General features: G+C 72.6%; 15 protein-coding genes, 1 pseudogene and 1 riboswitch. Of the genes and pseudogenes, 10 read left to right on the forward strand and 6 right to left on the reverse strand.

Features of this window, described 5'->3' with window-relative positions:
- Positions 1-42: 42 nt before the first annotated feature.
- Positions 43-1,740 carry a succinic semialdehyde dehydrogenase gene (locus ACIBK8_RS17295; RefSeq protein WP_399042679.1) on the forward strand — a complete coding sequence of 566 codons (1,698 nt, stop codon included), beginning with the start codon at positions 43-45 and terminating at the stop codon, positions 1,738-1,740.
- A 40-nt stretch (positions 1,741-1,780) separates the two neighbouring features.
- Complete coding sequence (locus ACIBK8_RS17300) at positions 1,781-3,637, forward strand: GMC family oxidoreductase N-terminal domain-containing protein (RefSeq protein WP_399042680.1); 1,857 nt, start codon at positions 1,781-1,783, stop codon at positions 3,635-3,637.
- Between the two features lie 659 nt (positions 3,638-4,296).
- On the opposite strand, the gene ACIBK8_RS17305 is transcribed toward ACIBK8_RS17300, so the two are convergent.
- Positions 4,297-4,644, reverse strand: a complete 348-nt coding sequence (locus ACIBK8_RS17305) for a chorismate mutase (protein WP_399042682.1) — start codon at positions 4,642-4,644, stop codon at positions 4,297-4,299.
- Between the two features lie 253 nt (positions 4,645-4,897).
- Between ACIBK8_RS17305 and guaA the strand changes: the two genes are divergently transcribed.
- Complete coding sequence (guaA, locus tag ACIBK8_RS17310) at positions 4,898-6,484, forward strand: glutamine-hydrolyzing GMP synthase (RefSeq protein ID WP_399042683.1); 1,587 nt, start codon at positions 4,898-4,900, stop codon at positions 6,482-6,484.
- A 250-nt stretch (positions 6,485-6,734) separates the two neighbouring features.
- A pseudogene (locus tag ACIBK8_RS17315) lies at positions 6,735-7,616 on the forward strand (2-hydroxy-3-oxopropionate reductase); the annotation flags it as partial.
- 104 nt (positions 7,617-7,720) lie between these two features.
- On the opposite strand, the gene ACIBK8_RS17320 reads toward ACIBK8_RS17315, so the two are convergent.
- Positions 7,721-8,065 (reverse strand): hypothetical protein, encoded by a 345-nt coding sequence (locus ACIBK8_RS17320; protein WP_399042684.1) that lies wholly within the window; start codon positions 8,063-8,065, stop codon positions 7,721-7,723.
- Positions 8,066-8,713: 648 nt separating this feature from the next.
- On the opposite strand from ACIBK8_RS17320, the gene ACIBK8_RS17325 reads away from it, so the two are divergent.
- Positions 8,714-10,003, forward strand: a complete 1,290-nt coding sequence (locus ACIBK8_RS17325) for a hypothetical protein (protein WP_399042685.1) — start codon at positions 8,714-8,716, stop codon at positions 10,001-10,003.
- A gap of 299 nt (positions 10,004-10,302) precedes the next feature.
- Here ACIBK8_RS17325 and ACIBK8_RS17330 read toward each other — a convergent pair whose 3' ends face one another.
- Both ACIBK8_RS17330 and ACIBK8_RS17335 read right to left on the reverse strand, forming a co-directional pair.
- Positions 10,303-10,509, reverse strand: a complete 207-nt coding sequence (locus tag ACIBK8_RS17330; protein WP_399042686.1) for a hypothetical protein — start codon at positions 10,507-10,509, stop codon at positions 10,303-10,305.
- On the reverse strand, positions 10,509-12,056 hold the full coding sequence (locus ACIBK8_RS17335; RefSeq protein ID WP_399042687.1) for a PspC domain-containing protein: 1,548 nt from the start codon (positions 12,054-12,056) through the stop codon (positions 10,509-10,511). Before ACIBK8_RS17335 ends, ACIBK8_RS17330 begins: the two co-directional genes overlap by 1 nt.
- A gap of 310 nt (positions 12,057-12,366) precedes the next feature.
- On the opposite strand from ACIBK8_RS17335, the gene ACIBK8_RS17340 reads away from it, so the two are divergent.
- From ACIBK8_RS17340 to ACIBK8_RS17355, 4 genes are all read left to right on the forward strand, one after another.
- Entirely contained in the window at positions 12,367-14,127 is a 1,761-nt protein-coding gene (locus tag ACIBK8_RS17340; protein ID WP_399042832.1) for a serine/threonine-protein kinase, read from the forward strand.
- Positions 14,128-14,286: 159 nt separating this feature from the next.
- Entirely contained in the window at positions 14,287-15,564 is a 1,278-nt protein-coding gene (locus tag ACIBK8_RS17345; RefSeq protein ID WP_399042688.1) for a PspC domain-containing protein, read from the forward strand.
- 175 nt (positions 15,565-15,739) lie between these two features.
- Positions 15,740-16,510, forward strand: a complete 771-nt coding sequence (locus tag ACIBK8_RS17350; protein WP_399042689.1) for a LuxR C-terminal-related transcriptional regulator — start codon at positions 15,740-15,742, stop codon at positions 16,508-16,510.
- 222 nt (positions 16,511-16,732) lie between these two features.
- Positions 16,733-17,857: an alpha/beta hydrolase-fold protein gene (locus tag ACIBK8_RS17355; RefSeq protein ID WP_399042690.1), complete on the forward strand. Its 1,125-nt coding sequence runs from the start codon at positions 16,733-16,735 to the stop codon at positions 17,855-17,857.
- A 27-nt stretch (positions 17,858-17,884) separates the two neighbouring features.
- Here the strand turns inward: ACIBK8_RS17355 and ACIBK8_RS17360 are convergent, their stop codons facing one another.
- The gene (locus tag ACIBK8_RS17360) at positions 17,885-18,691 is read right to left on the reverse strand and encodes a GNAT family N-acetyltransferase (RefSeq protein ID WP_399042691.1); all 807 of its coding nucleotides are present in this window, start codon (positions 18,689-18,691) and stop codon (positions 17,885-17,887) included.
- A gap of 189 nt (positions 18,692-18,880) precedes the next feature.
- Between ACIBK8_RS17360 and ACIBK8_RS17365 the strand changes: the two genes are divergently transcribed.
- The gene (locus ACIBK8_RS17365; protein ID WP_393687441.1) at positions 18,881-19,234 is read left to right on the forward strand and encodes a hypothetical protein; all 354 of its coding nucleotides are present in this window, start codon (positions 18,881-18,883) and stop codon (positions 19,232-19,234) included.
- Positions 19,235-19,411: 177 nt separating this feature from the next.
- On the opposite strand, the gene ACIBK8_RS17370 is transcribed toward ACIBK8_RS17365, so the two are convergent.
- A complete protein-coding gene (locus tag ACIBK8_RS17370) occupies positions 19,412-20,587 on the reverse strand; it encodes an NlpC/P60 family protein (protein ID WP_399042692.1) in 1,176 nt (391 codons plus the stop codon).
- Between the two features lie 7 nt (positions 20,588-20,594).
- A riboswitch (cyclic di-AMP (ydaO/yuaA leader) is annotated at positions 20,595-20,779 on the reverse strand.
- Positions 20,780-21,000: the final 221 nt, after the last annotated feature.

Here is a 21,000-nt window from a genome sequence, read left to right on the forward strand (position 1 = left end):
GCCGGGTACACAAAGCGCCCGGGGAGGAATACCCTCGCCGACATGACGGACTCGCAGGACACCGGAACCGCCGCATCCCCCGCTGCCGAAGCGCCCGCCGATGCACCCGCAGCCTCCATAGCCACGGCGCCCGCCGAGCCCCCGGCGGCGCCTGCCGACGGCAATCCGGTCATGCCCGCGGCGGCCGGTACCCGTACCGCGGCCGACGTGGTCACCCCCGAGGTGGCCGCCCGCCTCACCCGCGGCGTGGTCGGCAGCGGACGCACCGCCAACCACGCGCCGTTCACCGGCGAGAAGTTGGCCGACCTGCCCGAGTCCACCCCCGAGGACGTCGCCACCGCCTTCGAGCGGGCCCGCGCCGCGCAGCAGCGCTGGGCGAAGGTCCCGGTCAGGCAGCGGGCCGCGGTCCTGCTCCGGTTCCACGATCTGGTGCTGCGCCGTCAGGCCGAGGTGCTCGACCTGATCCAGCTGGAGACCGGCAAGGCCAGGCTGCACGCCCACGAAGAGGTGCAGGCGGTCGCCGTCGCCGCCCGGCACTACGGCCGCAAGGGCCCCGCCTACCTCAGGCCCAAGGGCCACACCGGCGTCGTGCCCACCCTGACCAAGGTCACCGAACTGCGCCAGCCGCGTGGGGTCGTGGGCCAGATCGCCCCGTGGAACTACCCGTTCGAACTGTCCGTCGGCGACGCCCTGCCGGCCTTCGTCGCGGGCAACGCGCTGGTCATGAAGCCCGACACGGAGACCGCGCTGACCGCGCTGTGGGCCCGTGAGCAGCTGATCGAGGCCGGGCTCCCGGAGGACGTCTGGCAGGTCGTGATCGGCGAAGGGCCGGTCGTCGGCCCCGCCGTCGTCCAGCACGCCGACTACGTCTCCTTCACCGGCTCGACCCGCACCGGCCGCGAGGTCGCCCAGGGGGCGGCGGCCAGGCTCGTCGGCGTCTCGCTCGAACTCGGCGGCAAGAACGCCATGTTGGTGCTGGACGACGCCGACGTGGAGAAGGCCGCGGCCGGCGCCGTCCGGGGCTGCTACTCGTCCGCGGGCCAGCTGTGCATCGCCATCGAGCGGCTCTACGTCCACGAGTCCGTGGCCGACGACTTCGTCCAGCGCTTCGCCGCCCGCACCAAGGCCATGCGGCTCGGCAACTCCCTCGCCTACGGCGCCGACATGGGCTCGCTGGCCGGCGCCCGCCAGCTGGAGGCCGTCAGCCGGCACGTCGACGAGGCCGTCGCCAAGGGCGCCGAAGTCGTCGCGGGCGGACGCGCACGCCCCGACATCGGCCCCTACTTCTACGAGCCGACCATCCTCGACGGCGTCCAGGCCCCGATGTCGGTCTGCGCCGAGGAAACCTTCGGCCCCGTCGTCTCCCTCTACCGCTTCAGCGACGAGGACGAGGCCGTCGCCCTCGCCAACGCCACGCCGTACGGCCTGAACGCGAGCGTCTGGACCAAGGACGGCCGACGCGGTCGCGCCCTCGCCGCCCGGCTGCGCACCGGCACGGTCAACGTCAACGAGGCGTACGCCGCCGGGTACGGCAGCGCCCAGTCCCCGATGGGCGGCATGGGCGATTCGGGCCTGGGCCGCCGCCACGGCTCGGAGGGCATCCTCAAGTACACCGAGGCGCAGACCGTCGCCCACCAGCGGCTGATGCCGCTCGCCCCGTCCTTCGGCATGACCGACGAGAAGTACGCCCGGTTCATGAGCAGCAGCCTGCGCGCGATGAAGGCTTTCCGGCTGCGCTGACAGGGCAGCGACCGAGCCCACCGAGACCTCAGGAGCGCCAGTGCCGCAGGAGAACTCTGCCCGAAACCAGGCCCCGGAGCCGCGACGGGACCACGACGACCGCGCCTACGACTACGACGTCCTGATCGTCGGCTCCGGCTTCGGCGGCGCGGTCTCCGCCCTGCGGCTGTCCGAAAAGGGCTACCGCGTCGGCGTACTCGAAGCCGGCCGCCGCTTCACCCGGCAGACGCTGCCGAAGAACTCCTGGGACCTCCGCAACTATCTGTGGGCACCGGCCATCGGCTGCTACGGCATCCAGCGCGTCCACCTGCTCGGCAACGTCATGGTCCTCGCGGGCGCCGGCGTCGGCGGCGGATCGCTCAACTACGCCAACACCCTCTACGTGCCCCCGAAAGCCTTCTTCGACGACCCGCAGTGGGGCCGCATCACCGACTGGCAGGCGGAGTTGGCGCCCTACTACGACCAGGCCAAGCGGATGCTGGGGGTGCGGCTCAACCCGACGATGACGCCGTCCGACATCCATCTCAAGGACGCCGCCGAGAAGATGGGTGTCGGGGACACCTTCCACCGCGCGCCGGTCGGCGTCTTCTTCGGCGACGGACGGGACGCCGTCACCGACGAGGACGGGAGCGGGACGGCGAAGGCGGCGCCGGGCGGCGAGGTCCCCGACCCGTACTTCGGCGGCAAGGGCCCGGCCCGCACGGCGTGCACCGAGTGCGGCGAGTGCATGACCGGCTGCCGGCACGGCGCCAAGAACACCCTCAACGAGAACTACCTCCACCTCGCCGAGCGGGCCGGCGCCGTCATCCACCCCATGACCTCGGTCGTCACCGTCACCGAAGACTCCCGCGGCGGCTACGCCCTCGCCACCCTCCCCACCGACGACAAGCGCAAGGGCAGGGCCCGCACCTTCACCGCCCGCAAGGTCGTCATCGCGGCCGGCACCTACGGCACCCAGACGCTGCTGCACCGGATGAAGGACAGCGGACTGCTGCCCGGCATCTCGGCGAAGCTCGGCGAACTGACCCGCACCAACTCCGAGGCGCTGGTGGGCGCGCAGACCAGCGACCGCCGCTACCGCAAGAAGTACGGCACCAAGGCCGACTTCACCCGCGGCGTCGCCATCACCTCGTCGATCCACCCCAACGCCAACACCCATATCGAGCCGGTGCGTTACGGCAAGGGATCCAACGCGATGGGATCCATGTCGATCCTCCAGGTACCGCTCGCCGCCCGTCGCGGCAGGCGCGCCCTGTCCTGGGCGGGACGGTGCGTGCGGCACCCGATGCTGCTGCTCCACTCGGTCTCCAACCACCGCTGGTCCGAGAAGACCATCATCGGCCTCGTCATGCAGTCGCTCGACAACTCCCTGACGACGTACCGGAAACCGGGCGGCGTCGGCAAGGGCCTGCTCACCGCCAGGCAGGGCCACGGCGCCCCCAACCCCGAGCAGATCCCGGAGGCGTACGAAGCGGCCACGGTCATCGCCGACGAGATCAACGGCTTCCCCGGCAGCAACGTCGGCGAGCTGATGGGCACCCCGCTGACCGCCCACTTCCTGGGCGGCTGCCCGATCGGCGAGGACGCGGAACACGGCGTCATCGACCCCTACCACCGCCTCTACGGCCACCCGGGCATCTCGGTCGTCGACGGCGCCGCGGTCTCCGCCAACCTGGGCGTCAACCCGTCCCTGACCATCACGGCGCAGGCCGAGCGGGCGATGTCGTTCTGGCCGAACAAGGGCGAGCCGGACCCGCGGCCGTCACCGGGAGCGGCGTACCGGCGGCTGCCCCCGGTCCGGCCGGCCGCCCCCGCCGTCCCCGATGAGGCGTTCGGCGCGCTGAACCTGCCGTTCCTGCCCGTACCCGCGGTCCCGCCCAAGGCGGATCCCGAGTAGCACGGGACAGAGCGAAGGGCCCCGGTACGCCGTCCGCGAGGGGGGGAGTGCGGACGGCCACGGGGCCCTTGGCTTTCGGCACCGGCGTCAGGGCAGCGCCGGCACCGAGGGGCGGCGCCGGGGGGTAGCGCCGCTGGCGTGGGGGCGCGCGTCGCACTCGTACGAAGCGCGCGGGTCGAGCAGGGTGTGCGGAGTGCGTCGGCGGCGGGCCGGTGGTGGGGCCGATGGCGGTGGCGATGCCCACCCCGGACGGGCCGGGTGCTGCGTCAAGCATCGTGGTGGATGCGCCTCGTGCGGCGCAACCGTTTCGACGGATGCGGTCGGTCCCGGGCGTCCCCAGGACCGACCACCCCATCGGATGCGACCGGGCTGCTGTCCCCTGCTGACCGGTCACAACACCGGGGCGAGGTCCCACGACGCGTGCCGCGGCAAGCGGCCGGCGTCTCATCGCTCCGGCAGTCCGCCCATGGGGCGGCGTCTACGCGTAGTCCTGCAGGCCGCGCCTGGCTGGCGTGGCACCGGGAACAACGAAGCCGTTCAGCGGCCGGTCACGCGCCGTACGGGTGAGAGCCAACCGAACTCAGATCCGCCCGCTGCGCCCGGCGCGCAGGGCCGCTGCACGCCCCGCGCGGCCCGTCCCCGGGGCGGCGCGGCGGCGGTCAGATCTGCCCGCGGGACAGCTCCAGGAGCGTCATCGCCAGCGCGGTGCCGGGCTTGCCCAGCTGGCCGCGGTAGTGGTCGAGGATCTCCATCTCGCGGGAGAGGTTCACCCGCCGCCCGCCGGACCCGATGCGCTCGCGCTGGATGACGGCCGATACGGCCATCCGTTCCTGTACGAGGCCGATGATCCGGCCGTCGAGATCGTCGATCCGGCCGCGGGCGTCGGTGATCACGCCGGCCGCCTCGGGCGTACGGGCGCCGGTCTCCGCCGCGGGGACGCCGGGGTCGGTGGCGGTGGCGGTGCTGCTCGTGCCGGGGACGGTCGCGGTGCCGAGGTCCGTGCTCATTGCCTGTCTCCTGGGGGTGTGCGGCCCCCGGAGCCGATCGTGGCCCGGACAGCGCAGACGCCCCGGGCCTTGTCGGCCCGGGGCGCCTGGGAAGTCGCTTGTCAGTGGTGGATCAAGCAGCACGTCCATGGCAGCCGGCCGGGCCGGTGCCATAGGTAAAGACGAAGGTCAGCTGCTTGGACATGGCGCTCAGTATGAGCCCGTTAGAATCGAAAGTCCAACCCCTGCTCCACACCGCCGGAAGGCCGCCGAAGTGCCATCAGCACCCCCTGCCGCCGCCCCGGACGTCGTCCTCGTAGTCGACTTCGGCGCGCAGTACGCCCAGCTCATCGCCCGCCGTGTCCGCGAGGCCCGGGTCTACAGCGAGGTCGTCCCGTCCACCATGCCGGTGGCCGAGATGCTCGCGAAGAACCCCGCGGCGATCATCCTCTCCGGCGGCCCCTCGTCGGTCTACGCCGAAGGCGCCCCCAGCGTCGACCGTGCTCTGTTCGAGGCCGGTGTCCCGGTCTTCGGCATGTGCTACGGCTTCCAGCTGATGGCCACCACCCTCGGCGGCACCGTCGACAACACCGGCGCACGGGAGTACGGCGGCACCCCGCTGACCGTCTCCCGCCCCGCCTCCACCCTCTTCGAGGGCACCCCCGCCGAGCAGTCGGTGTGGATGTCGCACGGCGACGCCTGCTCCGCCGCCCCCGAGGGCTTCACCGTCACCGCGTCCACCGACGTCGTACCGGTCGCCGCCTTCGAGAACGACGAGAAGAAGCTCTACGGCGTGCAGTACCACCCCGAGGTGATGCACTCCACGCACGGCCAGCAGGTCCTGGAGCACTTCCTCTACCGCGGCGCCGGCATCGAGCCGAACTGGACGACCACCAGCGTCGTCGAGGAGCAGGTCGCGGCGATCCGCGCGCAGGTCGGCACCAAGCGGGCGATCTGCGGGCTGTCCGGCGGCGTGGACTCCGCGGTCGCAGCCGCCCTCGTCCAGAAGGCCATCGGCGACCAGCTGACCTGCGTCTACGTCGACCACGGCCTGATGCGCAAGGGCGAGTCCGAGCAGGTCGAGAAGGACTTCGTGGCCGCCACCGGCGTCCAGCTGAAGGTCGTCGACGCCGAGGCCCGCTTCCTGAACGCGCTCGCCGGGGTCAGCGACCCCGAGGAGAAGCGGAAGATCATCGGGCGCGAGTTCATCCGCGTCTTCGAGCAGGCCCAGGCCGAGCTGGTCGCCGAGGCCGGCGCCAGCGGCGAGTCCGTCGCCTTCCTCGTGCAGGGCACGCTCTACCCGGACATCGTCGAGTCCGGCGGCGGCACCGGCACCGCGAACATCAAGTCGCACCACAACGTCGGCGGCCTGCCGGACGACATCGAGTTCGAGCTGGTCGAGCCGCTGCGGCAGCTCTTCAAGGACGAGGTGCGGATGGTCGGCTCCGAGCTGGGGCTGCCCGACACCATCGTCCAGCGCCAGCCGTTCCCCGGCCCCGGCCTGGGCATCCGGATCGTCGGCGAGGTCACCAAGGAGCGGCTCGACCTGCTGCGCGAGGCCGACGCCATCGCCCGCGAGGAGCTGACCGCGGCCGGTCTCGACCGGCAGATCTGGCAGTGCCCGGTCGTGCTGCTCGCCGACGTCCGCTCGGTCGGCGTCCAGGGCGACGGCCGCACCTACGGCCACCCGATCGTGCTGCGCCCGGTCTCATCCGAGGACGCGATGACCGCGGACTGGACCCGGATGCCGTACGACGTGCTGGCGCGGATCTCCACCCGCATCACCAACGAGGTCGCCGACGTCAACCGCGTCGTCCTCGACGTCACGAGCAAGCCGCCGGGCACCATCGAGTGGGAGTGACCCGCTGAACCGGCCCGCTGGTCCGCCGGTACTCCCCGCAGCCTGACGCCGACGCCGTCGCTCTTCCCGGAGCGGCGGCGTCGGCGCGTTTGCGGGGCGCGGCGGGCGGCGATTGACGGGAATTGGCGGGAATTGACGGGAATTGACGGGAGGGGTGTCGCGCCGCATGATGACCCGAGGTTGCTTTCCATATCGCGGCATCATGAATCCGTAATCCGGAAATAATGATGCCCGCACGGGTGAGGAGTGGCGCGGCATGAGCACGATCGGATTCATCGGCCTCGGCATCATGGGCAGCCCGATGGCGGTGAACCTCGCCAGGGCCGGGCACGACGTACGCGGCTGGAACCGCAGCCCCGGGCGGGCGGACGCGCTGGTCGCGGCGGGCGGCAGGGAAGCGGACTCGATCGCCGGCGCGGTGCGCGGTGCGGACGTCGTGATCACCATGGTTCCGGCGTCCCCGCAGGTCGAGGCCGTGGCGTACGGGCCGGACGGCATCCTGGAGAACGCCGGCGCGGGCGCGCTGCTGATCGACCACTCCTCGATCACCCCACAGACCTCCGTCGAGCTGGCGGAGGCCGCGGCGGGCAAGGGCGTACGGGTGCTGGACGCGCCGGTGTCGGGCGGTGAGGCGGGCGCCGTGGAAGGGGCGCTGTCGATCATGGTCGGCGGCGAGCGGGCCGACTTCGATGCCGCACGGCCGCTCTTCGACGCGGTCGGCACGACGGTGGTGCACTGCGGCCCGCACGGCGCGGGCCAGACCGTCAAGGCCGCCAACCAGCTGATCGTCGCGGTCAACCTCCAGGCCGTCGCCGAAGCCGTGGTCTTCCTGGAGAAGTCAGGCGTCGACCTGGAGGCCGCCCTGGAGGTTCTGGGCGGCGGACTGGCCGGTTCCACGGTGCTGGCCCGCAAGAAGGACAACTTCCGCCACCGGGAGTTCACCCCCGGCTTCAAGCTGGAACTGCACCACAAGGACATGGGCATCGTCACCGACGCCGCCCGCGCGGCCGGCGTCCCGCTGCCGGTCGGCTCGGTCGCGGCCCAGCTGATCGCCTCTGCGGTGGCCCGTGGCGACGGCGCCCTGGACCACTCGGCGCTGCTGCGTGGCGTGGAGTTGCTCAGAGGCGGGTGATCTGCTTCGGGGGCTCCGGGGTGGGGCGGGCGGGGCGTTGGGATGCCGTGGTGCCGTGGTGCCGTGACGTCGTGGAGCCGCGGTGGCCCTGCGGACTTATTTGTCTAGTTGCGGGTGAGGAACGCGCGGGCGGCCGTCACGAAGTCGGCCCGCGCGGCGGTGTAGGCGTTCCAGGCGGTGTCCGGCACCTCGTTCAGGCGGTGGAACGCGCGGAGGTGTTCCATCAGCGCTTTGGCCTGTTCGACGGGGCCCACACCCTCGACGTCCAGCACGTTGAACGCGGCCTGGGTCGCGGCGTATGAGTCCCGCGTGGCGGCCAGTGCCGTCTCCTTGTCGTCGTACCGGCCTTCCAGGCGGCGCCAGATCACCGCGCCCTCGGCGTCGCTCGCGGTGAGGAAGGCTGCGTACGCGTCGCGGCGCGCGAGGTACATCAGCGGATCTTTCGTCAACTCGGCCACCTCCACCGTGCGGGGTCAGGGTCAGGGTCGGGGCTAGGCCGTGTCGACCTAGGGATGCGATCAGGGTCGGCGCCGGCGATCGCCGGTTGGCGGCCGGGGGACGCAGTATCGGGTGTGGCGGGCGAGTGTTGAAGCCCTTGGGGCGTGGAGCTTCCGGCGGGGGTGGGGAGTTGGAGTGCGGCGGGCGGCGCGGCGACCTGCCCGGCATCCAGGGGCGGGGCTCTGACCTGGGGCGGAGTCGAGGTGTCAACGCACCGGGGCGCATCGCCACCGCCCATCAGCTGGACGTTCGATGGTGTGCTCCGGTTTCTGCGGCACAATTCCCCTTCGGATAAGAGAAGTTGACGTGACGACGGTGCCGCTGCCGATGCCCGGTGCCGGGGAGCGCCGCCGTGGATGCGGAGGCTGGGCCCCGGTGGGGCCGGTGGGGCCGGTGAGGGCGTCGGCGTGAGTGTCGTGGCGAGTGTGGCGGGCGGTAGTGCAGTGGCGGTTGATGCGGCGGGCGGGGTGGCGGGTGCGCTCGGCGGTGAACCGCCCGGTGGGCCGGGTGGCGGACTGGAGGGTGCGGGGGCCGGGTGCCGGTGCGGGCGGTGTCCGCAGGGGGCCCGCGCCGGGCACCGGCATGCGGTCGCCGCGTTCGTGGCGCTGCGTGAGGAGTTCGCCGCGGGCCGCGGGGTGCCGGCCGGGCTGGCCCGCTCGGCGGGAGCCGCCCGGCAGTGGGTGTCCGATGAACTGTCCCTGTCCGCCCGCGCGTTGGCGGAAAGGAGCGCGGGGGCGGAGTCCGGCTGGCTGGTGTCCGTACGCCGCGGCACCTTGGCCGTGGTGTGGGGCGGCGTCACCGCGCTGCTGCTGGGGCAGGCGCTGACCGCCATCGGGACGGGCTGGACCGTGCACCGCACGGCGGGGCTGATCGCCGCCGTCGTGTCGGCGCTCGGCCTGACGGCGGCGGCCTGGCGGCACCGTGCGCACGGCGGGGTGCTGGCGCCGCTCGTGGGGGAGGACCGGCGGCTGTCGACGTCGCGGGCGGTCGCGGCGGGGTGGCTGGGGATCGCGGTCTACGCGGTGCTGGTGGCGGGGGTGCGGGTGTTGTTGGAGGGGGCGGGGGCTGTTTCTGGTGCCGGTGCCGGTGCCGGTGCCGGTGCCGGTGCCGGTGCCGGGTTTGGGTTTGGGTTCGGGTCCGGGTTCGGGGGAGGGGGCGAGGTCGGGGCCGGGGATGGGGCCGGTGGGTGGTCGATGGGTCGCGTCGCGTCATCCGGGTTTGAACTGCCGCTCGCCGTACCGGTGTTGCTCGTTCTGGCCGTCGTGTTCGGGGTCGCGGTGACGGCGCGCGTCGTGGTCGGCGCGCGGATTCGCACCGGACGGCTCCAGAAGCCCGCCGCCTCCTGCCCGCGTGCCGTGGACCTGCTGGCCGACGACGCGGGGCGGGGCAGCTTGGCCGATGCCCAGTACCTGTTGGTGAACGCGGCGGTCGCGGCGTATGCGCTGGTCTCCTTGGCCGTCGGCCCCGCGGCCGTGCTGCCGCCGCTGTCGTGGGGCCCGGTCCTCCTGGTGGCCGTGTCCGCCGCCGGCTATCTGGCGGGCAAGTGTGCCGAGGGCGGCCGACCGGTGATCCTGTCCGTCGTCCGTGCACGGGAGTTGGGCGATCTCGCCGCGCCGATCCGCACCGGCGACGACATCGAGATCCGCGGCACCGCCTTCCTCCCGCCGGGCGCCCGGACCCCGGACCGGCTGGCCCAAGTGGTCGTACGGATCGGGCCGGTGCACGTACCGGTCCCCCTGGTGCCGGTGCCCGGCGGCTTCGCCAATCCGGCGGACGGGACGCTGACCGTCCCGGTGCCGGCCGATGTCGAACCGGGACGGGCGGAGATCCGGGTCGTCACGGCGGCCGGTGTGGAGACGGACGCGTACGTCATCGAAGTGCAGGAGTGACGCTTTGCGGTGGGTGTGAGGTCTTGAGGTGGGTGTGAGGTCTTGTGGCGGGTGGGGGATTCGCGGCGGGAGTGATGCCTGGCGGTGGGTGCGGCGGCCGGGCTTGGGGCGGTGCGGGAGGCGTTCCGATGGGGCGGTTGGGGCCGGGGCTGGGCGGCCGGGGCCGGTCGGCTGGTCGGCTGGTCGTGGTGCGGTGGCGACCGTTGGCCTTCCGGCTGTGTGGCCTCGGTGGTCGGAGTTCTGCGGCCGGATGGCGTGACGGCCCCGCCGCAGGTGGCGGAGACCCGCGGCGTCAGGCCCTACGGCCGGCTGTCCGTGTGTCTTCGGCGGACGATGGCCCAGGCGGCGGCGGTGATGCCGGAGGCCAGGAGCCCGGCGGGGATGGCGAGGAAGAGCCAGGGGCCGGGGGCATGCCAGAGGCCGACGGCGTCGAGGACGTATGCGGTGCCGACGGCTGTGGCGGTCAGGCCGGCGATCAGGTTGGCCGGCTCGAACGGATGACGCATCACGAGTGGCCTCCTTGCTGGGCCGGGTCGGTCGCGGCGGGGTGCGTCCCGGCCGGCGGAACGGTGGCGGACGGTATGCGGGCGGCGGACGCCGACGGGGTGGCGGTGCCTGGTGTGGGCGCCGGAGGTGCGGCGGGCGCCGAGGGGGCGGCGGGTGCTGGTGGCGCGGCGGGCACCGGGGGTGCATGGCGGACATCCACCTGGCCGACGCCGACCCGGAGGTCCAGGACGAGGGAACCGTGCGGCTTTTCGCCCTTCTTGAGGCCGCTGGCGGGCAGGGTGACCGTCCGGTCCCGCGCCCCGGCCGAGATGTGGATGTCGTCGGTCGCCTCGCCCGGCAGCCGGACATCGCCGACCCCCAGCGAGATGCGCACGGTCGCCGTCACCTGCGGGGGGAGCGTGACCTCCAGACGGCCCGCACCCACCTCCGCGCCGGTGCGGACCGTGCGGCCGTCCTTGACGGGCAGGTCGCTGAGGTCCAACCTGCCTTCTCCGGAGCCGAGTTCGTAATGCCGCTGGATGGCGGAGATGCTGGTGGGGGTCCAATGACGGTTCTGCCAGTCGGGGCTGATGGTGTCGGGCAGCGCCGTCGACACCGCCAGGAGCGCGGACGTCAGCACGACCATGAACACCGTGCCGCCTCCGGCGCGCCCCAGCCAGGCGCTCAGCACCAGGGACAGCCCGAACACGGCGAGCGAGCACGCCAGTCCGGCCTGCAACGCCTGGGCGAAGTGGTCGTGCTGCGCGACCGCGAGGCCGGTGCCCGTACCGGCGAGCACGGCCGCCAGGAAAGCCCGGCCCCCGATCCGGCGACCGGCCCGCGCCCTGCGCCGCGGCGCGGTCCCGGCGCCGGACGCGCCGCGGCCACCAGCTCCGGGACCGCGCTGACCTGCGGCGGCTTCCGTGCCGGAGCCGTGCTCGAACTCGTAGGTGATGTCCAGACCTGGCTGCTCGGGCCCCCAGAGATAGTCCACCCCGGCCGGTGTTTCCTTGAGGCGGGCGTCCCGCCACCAGGACGGGGCGTTCGGCGTGGGCGGGGCCTTGGTCTCGGGCGGTGCGTCGGCGACGGTCTGGGCGCTCGCCGCGTCCATCGACTGCGGGCCGCCGCCCTCCGCGTGGCGCTTGCGCGACCAGTAGGCGGAACCGGCCACCGCCAGGGTCAGCATGATGGCGAAGGACATGACGCTGCCCTTGCCGACCGTCGTCAGGAACAGGCCGCAGCCGAGCAGCGCGCACAGCAGCGCGGTCAGCGCCGAGCCCTCGACGCGGCCGGAGAGCAGCCTGCGGCCCTCGTTCTCGTCCTCGCCGTCGAGGGGGATGAGCAGCCAGGCGAAGCCGTAAACGATCAGCCCGAGGCCGCCCGCGACGGAGAGCACGGCCAGCACGATCCGGAAGATCACCGGGTCGAGATCCCACTGCCGGCCGAGGCCGCCGCAGACCCCGGCGACCACCTTCTGCCGCCGACTTCGGCGCAGTGGCGCCGGCGGCGGGGTGGTGCCGTCGGCGCCGGGCGGCGCCGGATCCTCGGCGTGGGCTGCATCGTTCATGGACCCATGGTGACAAGAGCCGTGGAACTCCGGCATCCGTGGGAACCCTGGCAGATCCCTGAGATCGGCCCTGAGGATCCCCGATATCCCCCGTGCGTTCGCATATCCCCCGAGCGGGAACGGTAGCCGTGCCGATCTGCGTCTTGGGGAGGCGGGCGGAGATCAGTTGGCCGAGTCCGGCGACTATCGTTGCGCCCTGGATACGTACGGGTTTCCGAAGGGGCGTGCGGTGACGGAGGCGGCGTCGGTGGACGAGGGGCGACTGGTCGCCGGGCGGTACCGCCTGGTCGAGCGGATAGGCCAGGGCGGCATGGGCACCGTCTGGCGCTCCCGGGACGAAGTCCTGGGGCGCCAGGTCGCCGTCAAGCGCTTGCACGTCTCGCCCCAGTTGGACGCGGACGAACTGGCCATGCGCCACGAGCGCACCACCCGTGAGGCGCAGGCCGCGGCGCGCATCAACCACCCCAATGTGGTGGGCGTCCACGACGTCGTCCATGACGCGGGGCTGCCGTGCATCGTGATGGAGTACGTGCCGTCGTCGACGCTCGGCGACGCCATCAAGGAGGCGGCGCGGGAAGACCGTTCGGTCTCGCCCAGGGAAGCCGCCCGCATCGGCCGCGGCATGATCGCCGCGCTGCGGGCCGCCCACTCGGCAGGAGTGCTGCACCGGGACGTCAAACCGGGCAACGTCCTGCTCGGCGAGGACGGCCGGGTCGTGCTCACCGACTTCGGGATCGCCGTCGCCAGCGGCACCTCCACCCTCACCAAGACCGGCGAGCTGGTGGGATCCATCGACTACTTGGCGCCCGAACGGGTCAAGGGCGGCACCCCGGGGCCCGCATCGGACCTGTGGGCGCTGGGCGCGACGCTCTATCAGGCGGTCGAGGGACGACCGCCGTTCCGGAAGAGCACCGCCGTCGAGACCGCCTACGCCATCGCCGTCGACCCGTTGGAGCCGCCGCGCAACGCCGGGCCGCTGGCGCCGCTGATCGAGGCGCTGCTCGCGAAGGAGCCCGGTGACCGGCCGACGTCCGAGGTCGCCGAGCAGGCCCTGCGGGCGGCCGAGGCGGAAGCGGAGACGGCGCCGATCAGCCGGCCGACGCTGGCCATGGGCACGGTCGGTCGCGGCGCGGCCCAACCGGACACCGGGTCCGAGTCCCTCACCCACCCCGTCACTTCGACGGACACCGGCACCGGGCCCGTGGCCGGGGGGACGGGCACCGGTACCGGCACGCCCCTCGGTGCGGCCCCGCAAACCGGAACGGGAAGAGAGGCCGTCACGGGAACGGGTGCCCCCATGGGCACCGGAGCGCCAGGTACCGGCGAGGCCACAGGTTTTGGCCCGGCGCCTGCCGGTTTTCCGGTCGGTGCGGGAGGTGACGCGGTCGCGCCGTCCGGTGACGACCGCACGGGCGTCATCACGACGACCCGGCCGCCCCGTAAGCGCCGCGGTCGCGTCGTGGCCTGGAGCGCCGTCGGCGTGCTGGTGGTCGGTGGCGGCGCGGGCGGCGCCTGGTACGTGCTGCACCACAACGGCGGCTCCTCGCAGGCCGAGGGGAACGCCGCCCCGGCACAGTCCGGCGCGCCGGGCAGTACCATCGGGCCGCCGCCGCCCCTCCCGGAGGGGATGCACCGCGTCAAGGAGAAGGCGCTCGGCGTCTCGTTCCCGGTGCCCGACGGCTGGAAGCGTCAGGTCAAGGACGGCGGCCGGCAGATCGTCTACATCTCGCAGGCCGAACTCGCGCAGCTGACGATCAGCGTCCTGGACTTCTCATCGGGCGACCAGGTGCAGCACTTCAAGGACGTCGAGGTGGACCTCAAGAAGGCGTACCCGAGCTACGAGCGCAAGCGGCTTCAGGACACCGTTTTCCAGAGTGACCCCGCCGCGATCTGGGAGTTCACCTTCCAGGGCCGGGCCCGCGAATACCGCGGCATCGACCTCGGGTTCGGCCGCGAGGGCAACAAGGAGTACGCGATCTACGTCTCCGCGCCGAGCGCCAACTGGGCGAAGTACCGGGAGCTGTTCTCCCAGGTGAAGGACGGCTTCCGTAAGGGCGATCCGACGAGCTGAGCCGGCGGACCGACCCGGCGGGTGGCTTGGTGGGCTCACCCGGCGGCCCGGCCCGTCGGCCGGTGCCGGAGAGAGGTCAAGGCCCGCAGAAAACCTCAGGGGTCGCTTCAGGGTCGACCCTGATGCCGCGGGCCCTCGCCGCGTGTGACGATCGGTGGCATGACCACAGCCCCGCCGCGCGCCGGGACGAGCTACGCTCCGGCGCCCGATCCCGAGCCGCCCGTGCGCAAGCTCTACCGCAGCGCCGACGGGCGGATGCTCGGCGGTGTCGCCCGCGGCCTCGCCGGGCACCTCGGGCTGCCGGTCTCCTGGGTCCGGGTCGTCTTCGTCGCCCTCTTCCTGACCGAAGGCATCGGCGCGCTGCTCTACGCCGCCTTCTGGTTCTTCGTTCCGCTCGGCGTCGGCGGTGTGGAGGAGCGCAGGCCGGCGGGCGGGGAGCCGCGCAGGCTGCTGTCCCGCAAGCCCGACAAGGGCCAGATCTTCGCGCTGATCGCACTCCTGGTGGGCGCCCTGGTCGTCGCCTCCAGATTCCAGCTCGGCCGGGGCAACGGCTATCTCTGGCCGGTCCTGCTGATCGCCGCCGGTGTCGCCCTCGTCTGGCGCCAGGCCGACAACGCGCGCCGCGCGCAGTGGCTGGAGATGGGCCGCCGCAAGGGTGTGCTTCCGGTGCTGCGCGGAGCGGCCGGAGTGGTGCTGGTCTGCGTCGGCGTGACCGGCATCGTCGTGCTCCAGGGTTCGGTGGCGTACCTCGGCTCGGTCCTGCAGGCCGCGCTCGCCGTGGTCGTCGGCATCGCCCTGCTGGTCGGCCCCTATCTCGTGCGGATGATGCAGGACCTCTCCGAGGAGCGGCTGATGCGCATCCGCGCCCAGGAGCGCGCCGAGGTCGCCGCGCACGTCCACGACTCCGTGCTGCACACCCTCACCCTGATCCAGCGCAACGCCGACGAGCCCCGCGAGGTCGCCAGGCTGGCTCGCGCCCAGGAACGCGAACTGCGGGCCTGGCTGTACAAGCCCGAGGGCCGCGGCAAGGAGGAGGACGAGGAACCGGCCACCCTGGCCGAGGCGGTGCGTACCGCCGCGGCCGAGGTCGAGGACCACCACGGCGTCCCGATCGACGTCGTGGTCGTCGGCGACTGCCCGCTGGACGAGGCGCTGGGCGCCCAGATGCAGGCGGCGCGCGAGGCGATGGTCAACGCCGCCAAATACGGCGGCGAGGGCGGCGCGGTGCAGGTGTTCGCCGAAGTGGAGGGCCGCACGGTTTTCGTCTCGGTGCGTGACCGCGGGCCCGGCTTCGACCTGGACGCGGTCCCCGAGGACCGGATGGGCGTCCGCGAATCCATCATCGGACGGATGGAACGCAACGGCGGCACCGCCCGGCTGCGGTCGGTCCCCGGGGGCGGCACCGAGGTCGAACTGGAAATGGAGCGCGCCGAATGACCCCCACACCACGCGGCCCCCGCCCCGGCGGCCCCGCCCGCTCCCGGCCCGGCGGCCCGCCGCCCCGCCGAACCGCCGTACGGCAGGAATCGTGCGGCGGCACGCACCGAGCACGACACGGCGGCCCGCGCCGCGCGATGATGACGAGGCAGACCCCGATGGACGGACGGACGAGATGAACAGCGACGGCGCACAGCAGGCCGCGAACAGCGACGGCGCTCCCCAGGGCGAGGCGGCAGGGCCCGCGGCCCTCGGCGAGCCGGCCGGTGGCGGGGTGGCCGACGGCCGGACCGTGCGGGTCGTCCTGGTCGACGACCACCGGATGTTCCGTACGGGCGTGCAGGCCGAGATCGGCGAGACCGACCGCACCGGCGTCGAGGTCGTCGGCGAGGCCGCCGACGTCGACCAGGCCGTCACGGTCATCACCGCCACCCGCCCCGAGGTGGTCCTCCTGGACGTGCACCTCCCCGGTGGCGGCGGCGTCGAGGTGCTGCGCCGCAGTGCTGCCATGATGGCCGACGCCGACCGCCCGGTCCGCTTCCTTGCCCTCTCGGTCTCCGACGCGGCCGAGGACGTCATCGGCGTCATCCGCGGCGGGGCCCGCGGCTACGTCACCAAGACCATCACCGGCAAGGACCTGGTCGACGCGGTCTTCCGGGTCTCCGACGGCGACGCGGTCTTCTCCCCGCGGCTGGCCGGCTTCGTCCTCGACGCCTTCGCCTCCACGGACGCCCCGCCCGTCGACGAGGACATGGACCGCCTCACCCAGCGCGAGCGCGAGGTGCTGCGCCTGATCGCCCGTGGCTACGCCTACAAGGAGATCGCCAAGCAGCTCTTCATCTCCGTGAAGACCGTCGAGTCCCACGTCTCCGCGGTGCTGCGCAAGCTCCAGCTCTCCAACCGGCACGAACTCACCCGGTGGGCCACCGCCCGCCGCCTGGTCTGAGGCTCCTCACCGGCCGGGCCGCGTCCGGGATGACGTCCCGGCCCGCGGGCCCGGACCGCTGAGTGCGGCGGAGATCACTCATCCCACGGGAAAGAAGGGCTCGAAGAGGGGCAACCAGGACGTCGCGGATCGCCATCTAATGGCGCGGAGAGGCCCGCTGCCGACACCGGGGCCGGAACCACGCCCCCGTCGCCGCGTACATGTCCTGGAAGCGAGATCCCGATGAGCCTGACGGGCACGCCCTTCTTTCTCACCTCGATCGTGCTGCTGCTGATCGCCGTCGCGCTGCCGCTGGCACTGTGGGGACGGATACCGGGGCCGCGCCTGGCGCGCGGCGCCCTCCGCCTGGTCATGCTGCTGTTCGCCCAGGTCACGGCCATCACCCTGGTCTTCGTCCTGGTCAACAACGCGAACAACCTCTACGACACCTGGGACGACCTGCTGGGCACCGGCAGCCACGTGCAGGCAGCCCAGGACCTCGGCCCCGACGGGCTGGGCGGCCGGCAGATCAAGAACGAGCCCCGCCAGGTCCAGCCGTTCCGTCCGGCCGACGACCCGAAGCTGGGCCCCGAGGTCCAGATGACCGACCTCAAGGGCCGGATCTCCGGGGTCAGCGGCGAGGTGTACGTCTGGCTGCCGCCGCAGTACCACGACCCCGCCTACCGGAACACGAAGTTCCCGGTCGTCGAGGTGCTGCCCGGCTACCCCGGATCGGCGAAAGCCTGGTTCGGCTCCCTGAACGCCGACGAGCAGCTCCGCCCGATGATGCTGAACGGCGAGGTCAAGCCGTTCATCCTGGTCGCCCCGCGCACCAACCTCGTCACCGGCTCCGACACCGGGTGCGTCAACATCCCGGGGAAGGTCAACGCCGACAGCTGGCTGACCGTCGACGTGCGCCAGATGGTCATCGACACCTTCCGGGCATCCGACCACGCCCGATCCTGGGCCCTGGCCGGCTACTCGGCGGGCGCCCACTGCGCAGCCAAGCTCGCCCTGTCGCACCCGGACCGCTACCACGCGGGGATCGCCATGTCCGGCTACAACGACCCGGCGAGCGAGCACAGTTCACTCGCGGGCAAGGACCCGAAGCTGCGCATCGAGTCGAACCCGCTGCACATCCTGAAGTCGGCCAACGCGGCCGGAAAGCCGCCGCGCACCGCGCTGTACGTCTCCGGCGCCTCGGGCGACGGGTACCAGGCGGGCCTCGGACTGCGGCAGCTGGCGCAGCCGCCGACATCGGTGACCGTGCGGCAGATCCCCTCGGACGCCGGTGGCCACACGAGCGTGGTCTGGCGGGAGCAGGTGCCCGAGATCTTCCGCTGGCTGTCGCAACACGTCACTGCGTGAGGCGGGGGCGACGGCCCGGCCCTCGTTTCACCGCGGGCGGACCGCCGCCGTGACCGGCGCGCGCACCTGCCAGCCCAGGGCCTCATAGAGGGCACGGCCTTCGGGGCTGGCGACCAGCACACCCTGCGTGGCGCCCGCCGTGGCCGCGCGGCCGGCGAGCGCCGCCATCACCAGTCGGCCCAGCCCTCTGCGGCGGTGCCCGGCCGCCGTGCCGATCATGTCGAAGACGACCGACCGCGGTCCGGGCAGGGCACCGGGCGCCCCGTCGGTGAGCGCGGCAAGACCGCCTGCCGGGAAGATTTCCGGGTCCGGATCCGGGTCTGCCTCCGGGGCCGTCTCCGGGTCCGGATCCGGGCTTCCCGTACGGGCCGCGGGAGCCGCGGGAGCCGCTGCGGACGTACCGTCCAGGACCCGGGCCTCGATCAGGCCACGGTCCGCGTCGTGGTGGACGGCGAGGCGGTAGCCGGGCGGCGGCGCGGGGTTACCGGGCGGTCCCAGCCTGGTCGTCATCAGGTACTGGGGCTCGCTGAGCTGCCAGCCGTCAGGCAGCAGCGGCTCGACCCGCTCGCGCGGTGCGCAGATCTTGAGCCACAGGCCGGGCACGTCGATGCGGCGGACCAACTCGCCCAGCACGTCGGGGTCGGCCGTCGGCAGGACGTAGCGGGCGATGTGGTGCGGCCGTCCGACCTCGATCCGGAAGCCGCCGGGCACCGCCGACGGCGCGGCGGTCCGCCGGGCCCGTGCCCAGCCGTCGGCCCAGACGCCGACGATCCGCGCGAGTTCGGACGGCGAGGCGGGCGAGGGGGCCGGGGAGGAGTCCGTGGCGGGGGCCATGGGCCGAGCGTAGGCCGCATCCATGATCGACTTCAGCTGTATTTTCCGGGTGGGCACGGGCGCCAGGTAGAGCCTTGAAGGCTGCCGTCGCCGGGCCGCGTTCTGCGGTCGGGGGAGCACACGGCGGCATGTGACGGCGGGGCGCCCTGCCCGAAGGGTCGTGGTTTGGGAGGGCTACGATCCAGCACCATGGACGTAGTCATCAACATCTTCGTCGGCCTGCACATCATCGGTATCGCCTCCCTCCTGGGCGGCTTTCTGACCCAGATGAAGGCGATGAGCGCGGGCACGGCCCGCTTCGTGCCCGCCATGCTGCACGGCGCGCTGACGATGCTCGTCACCGGCATCGTGCTGGTCGGCCTGAACCAGGCCCAGGGCAGCCCGGTCGACAACATCAAGATCGGCATCAAGCTGGCCGTCCTGGTGGTGATCCTGGGCCTGGTCTACGTCAAGCGTGACGAGGAGAAGGTCGCCAAGCCGCTCTTCGGCGCCGTCGGCCTGCTCACGATGGTCAACATCTTCATCGCGGTGCTCTGGACCTGAGCCCGCCGGGGCCGCTGCGCCCCGTATGCCGCACGGTGAACCGCGCGGCCCTCGCGTCGTCAGCCGTTCCGGCCGTCCGACCGCCCGAGGGCCGCGCGGTTCCGTGCTGTGGGGGGTGGTGCGTGGGGTGCTGCGGGTGGTTCCTGAGGTGTCGCGGGGGAGCGGGCCCGACGCGACCTACGCCGGGCGGATGCTCCCGTAGATCGGCATGTAGTAGATCGACTCCACCCGCACGCTGGCGCCCGGCTTCGGGGCGTGGATCATCTTGCCGTCGCCTATGTACATCCCGACGTGGCTGATGTCCTTGAAGAAGAACACCAGGTCGCCCGGTTGCAGGTCCTTGGTGGCCACCCGCTCGCCGGTCTTCACCTGATCCCACGTCGTACGCGGCAGGTTCACCCCGGCCGCCTTCCAGGCCGCCTGCGTCAGGCCGGAGCAGTCGTAGGAGTTGGGGCCCGTCGCGCCCCAGACGTACGGCTTGCCCATCTGGGCGCGGGCGAAGGCGAGCGCCTTCTTGGCCTTTGTGAGGGACGTGCCGTCGTCGGACCCGCCGCCCGAACCGTCCGAGCCGCCCGAACCGTCCGTCGAGCCGCCACCGGACCCGCCGTCGCCCCCGCGGTCGCCCCCGTGCTCCTGGCGTTCCTTCTCGGCCTGCCGGCGCGCCATGTCGTCGGCCTTGCGCTTGGCGGCTTCCTCCTTCTTGCGCTCCAGCTCGGCCAGCCGCGCCTTCTCCTGGGCGGTCAGCCGGGACAGCAGCTGCCGGGCCTCGGTCAGCTTGCCCTGCACCGTCCGCTTGGACTCCTGGAGGGAGGTCTGGGACTCCTGGAGCCGTTCCAGGCTGTGGACGGCCTCGGCGCGTTCGTGCGCTGCCGCCGCCTGCTGCTCCTGGTAGTCGGCGACCGCCTGCTGCTGACGCCCGGTCAGCCGCTCCATGAGGTGGCTGCGGTCGGCGAACTGCTGCGGGTCCTTGGCGAGTATCAGCTGCGCGGTCGGGCTCATGCCTCCGGTGCGGTACTGCGCGGAGGCGTAGGTGCCCAGCTCCCGCCGGGACGCGTTGAGCTTGTCGGTGCGCTTCGCCGCGGAGTCCTGGAGTTCGGCCACCTTCTCGCGCCGCTGCTCGGCGCGCTCCTTGGCGGCGTTGTACTTCTGGGTCGCCACCTCGGCCTGGCGGTAGAGGTCGTCGACGTTCTTCTTGACGTCTTCGACGGTCGGCCGGGGGCTTCTGGGGGCCGCTTCGGCGGACTGCGACAGCAGTGTGACCGAGGCGAGTGCTGCGGTGGTGATCCCGACCGCCGTGCGGCGGCTTCCGGGTGAGGCGAGGACGCGGGTGCGCGGCTTGCGATGCGACGCCAAGGCCGGCGACTCCTTCCGTGGACCGCCTACCGGGTTAGCTGTCGGGTTCGGGCGGTGTCGCAGACGGAAGGCTTGCCCTACGGTCCGTACGCCCGCGCGCGGCGGCCGTACCGATCGATTCACCCCGGTGGTGCTGGTGGGTCCCCGGCTCCGGGTGCCCAGGGGCAGGGCCGGACTCGGCGGAGGCGACCCGTGCGCACGCTGTCGTACGCGGGGATGCGGGCTGCCCGAGCGAGCACGGTAGCCAACTCGTGTGGCTCCTGTGAAGGCTGATGTTCGAATTGCCCGAAACCTTTTCGTGACCTGAAGGTGAGGTGACGGTGATTGCGTTGGATGTCGGTTTCGGGCAGTGCGGGGAAGCCTCGGGGCGGCTCCTGTGAAGACGGCTCCACGTCTCCGAAACGGATTCTGCA

Origin of the sequence: Streptomyces sp. NPDC050161, from assembly GCF_044460025.1 — a bacterium.
Lineage (GTDB): Bacteria > Actinomycetota > Actinomycetes > Streptomycetales > Streptomycetaceae > Streptomyces.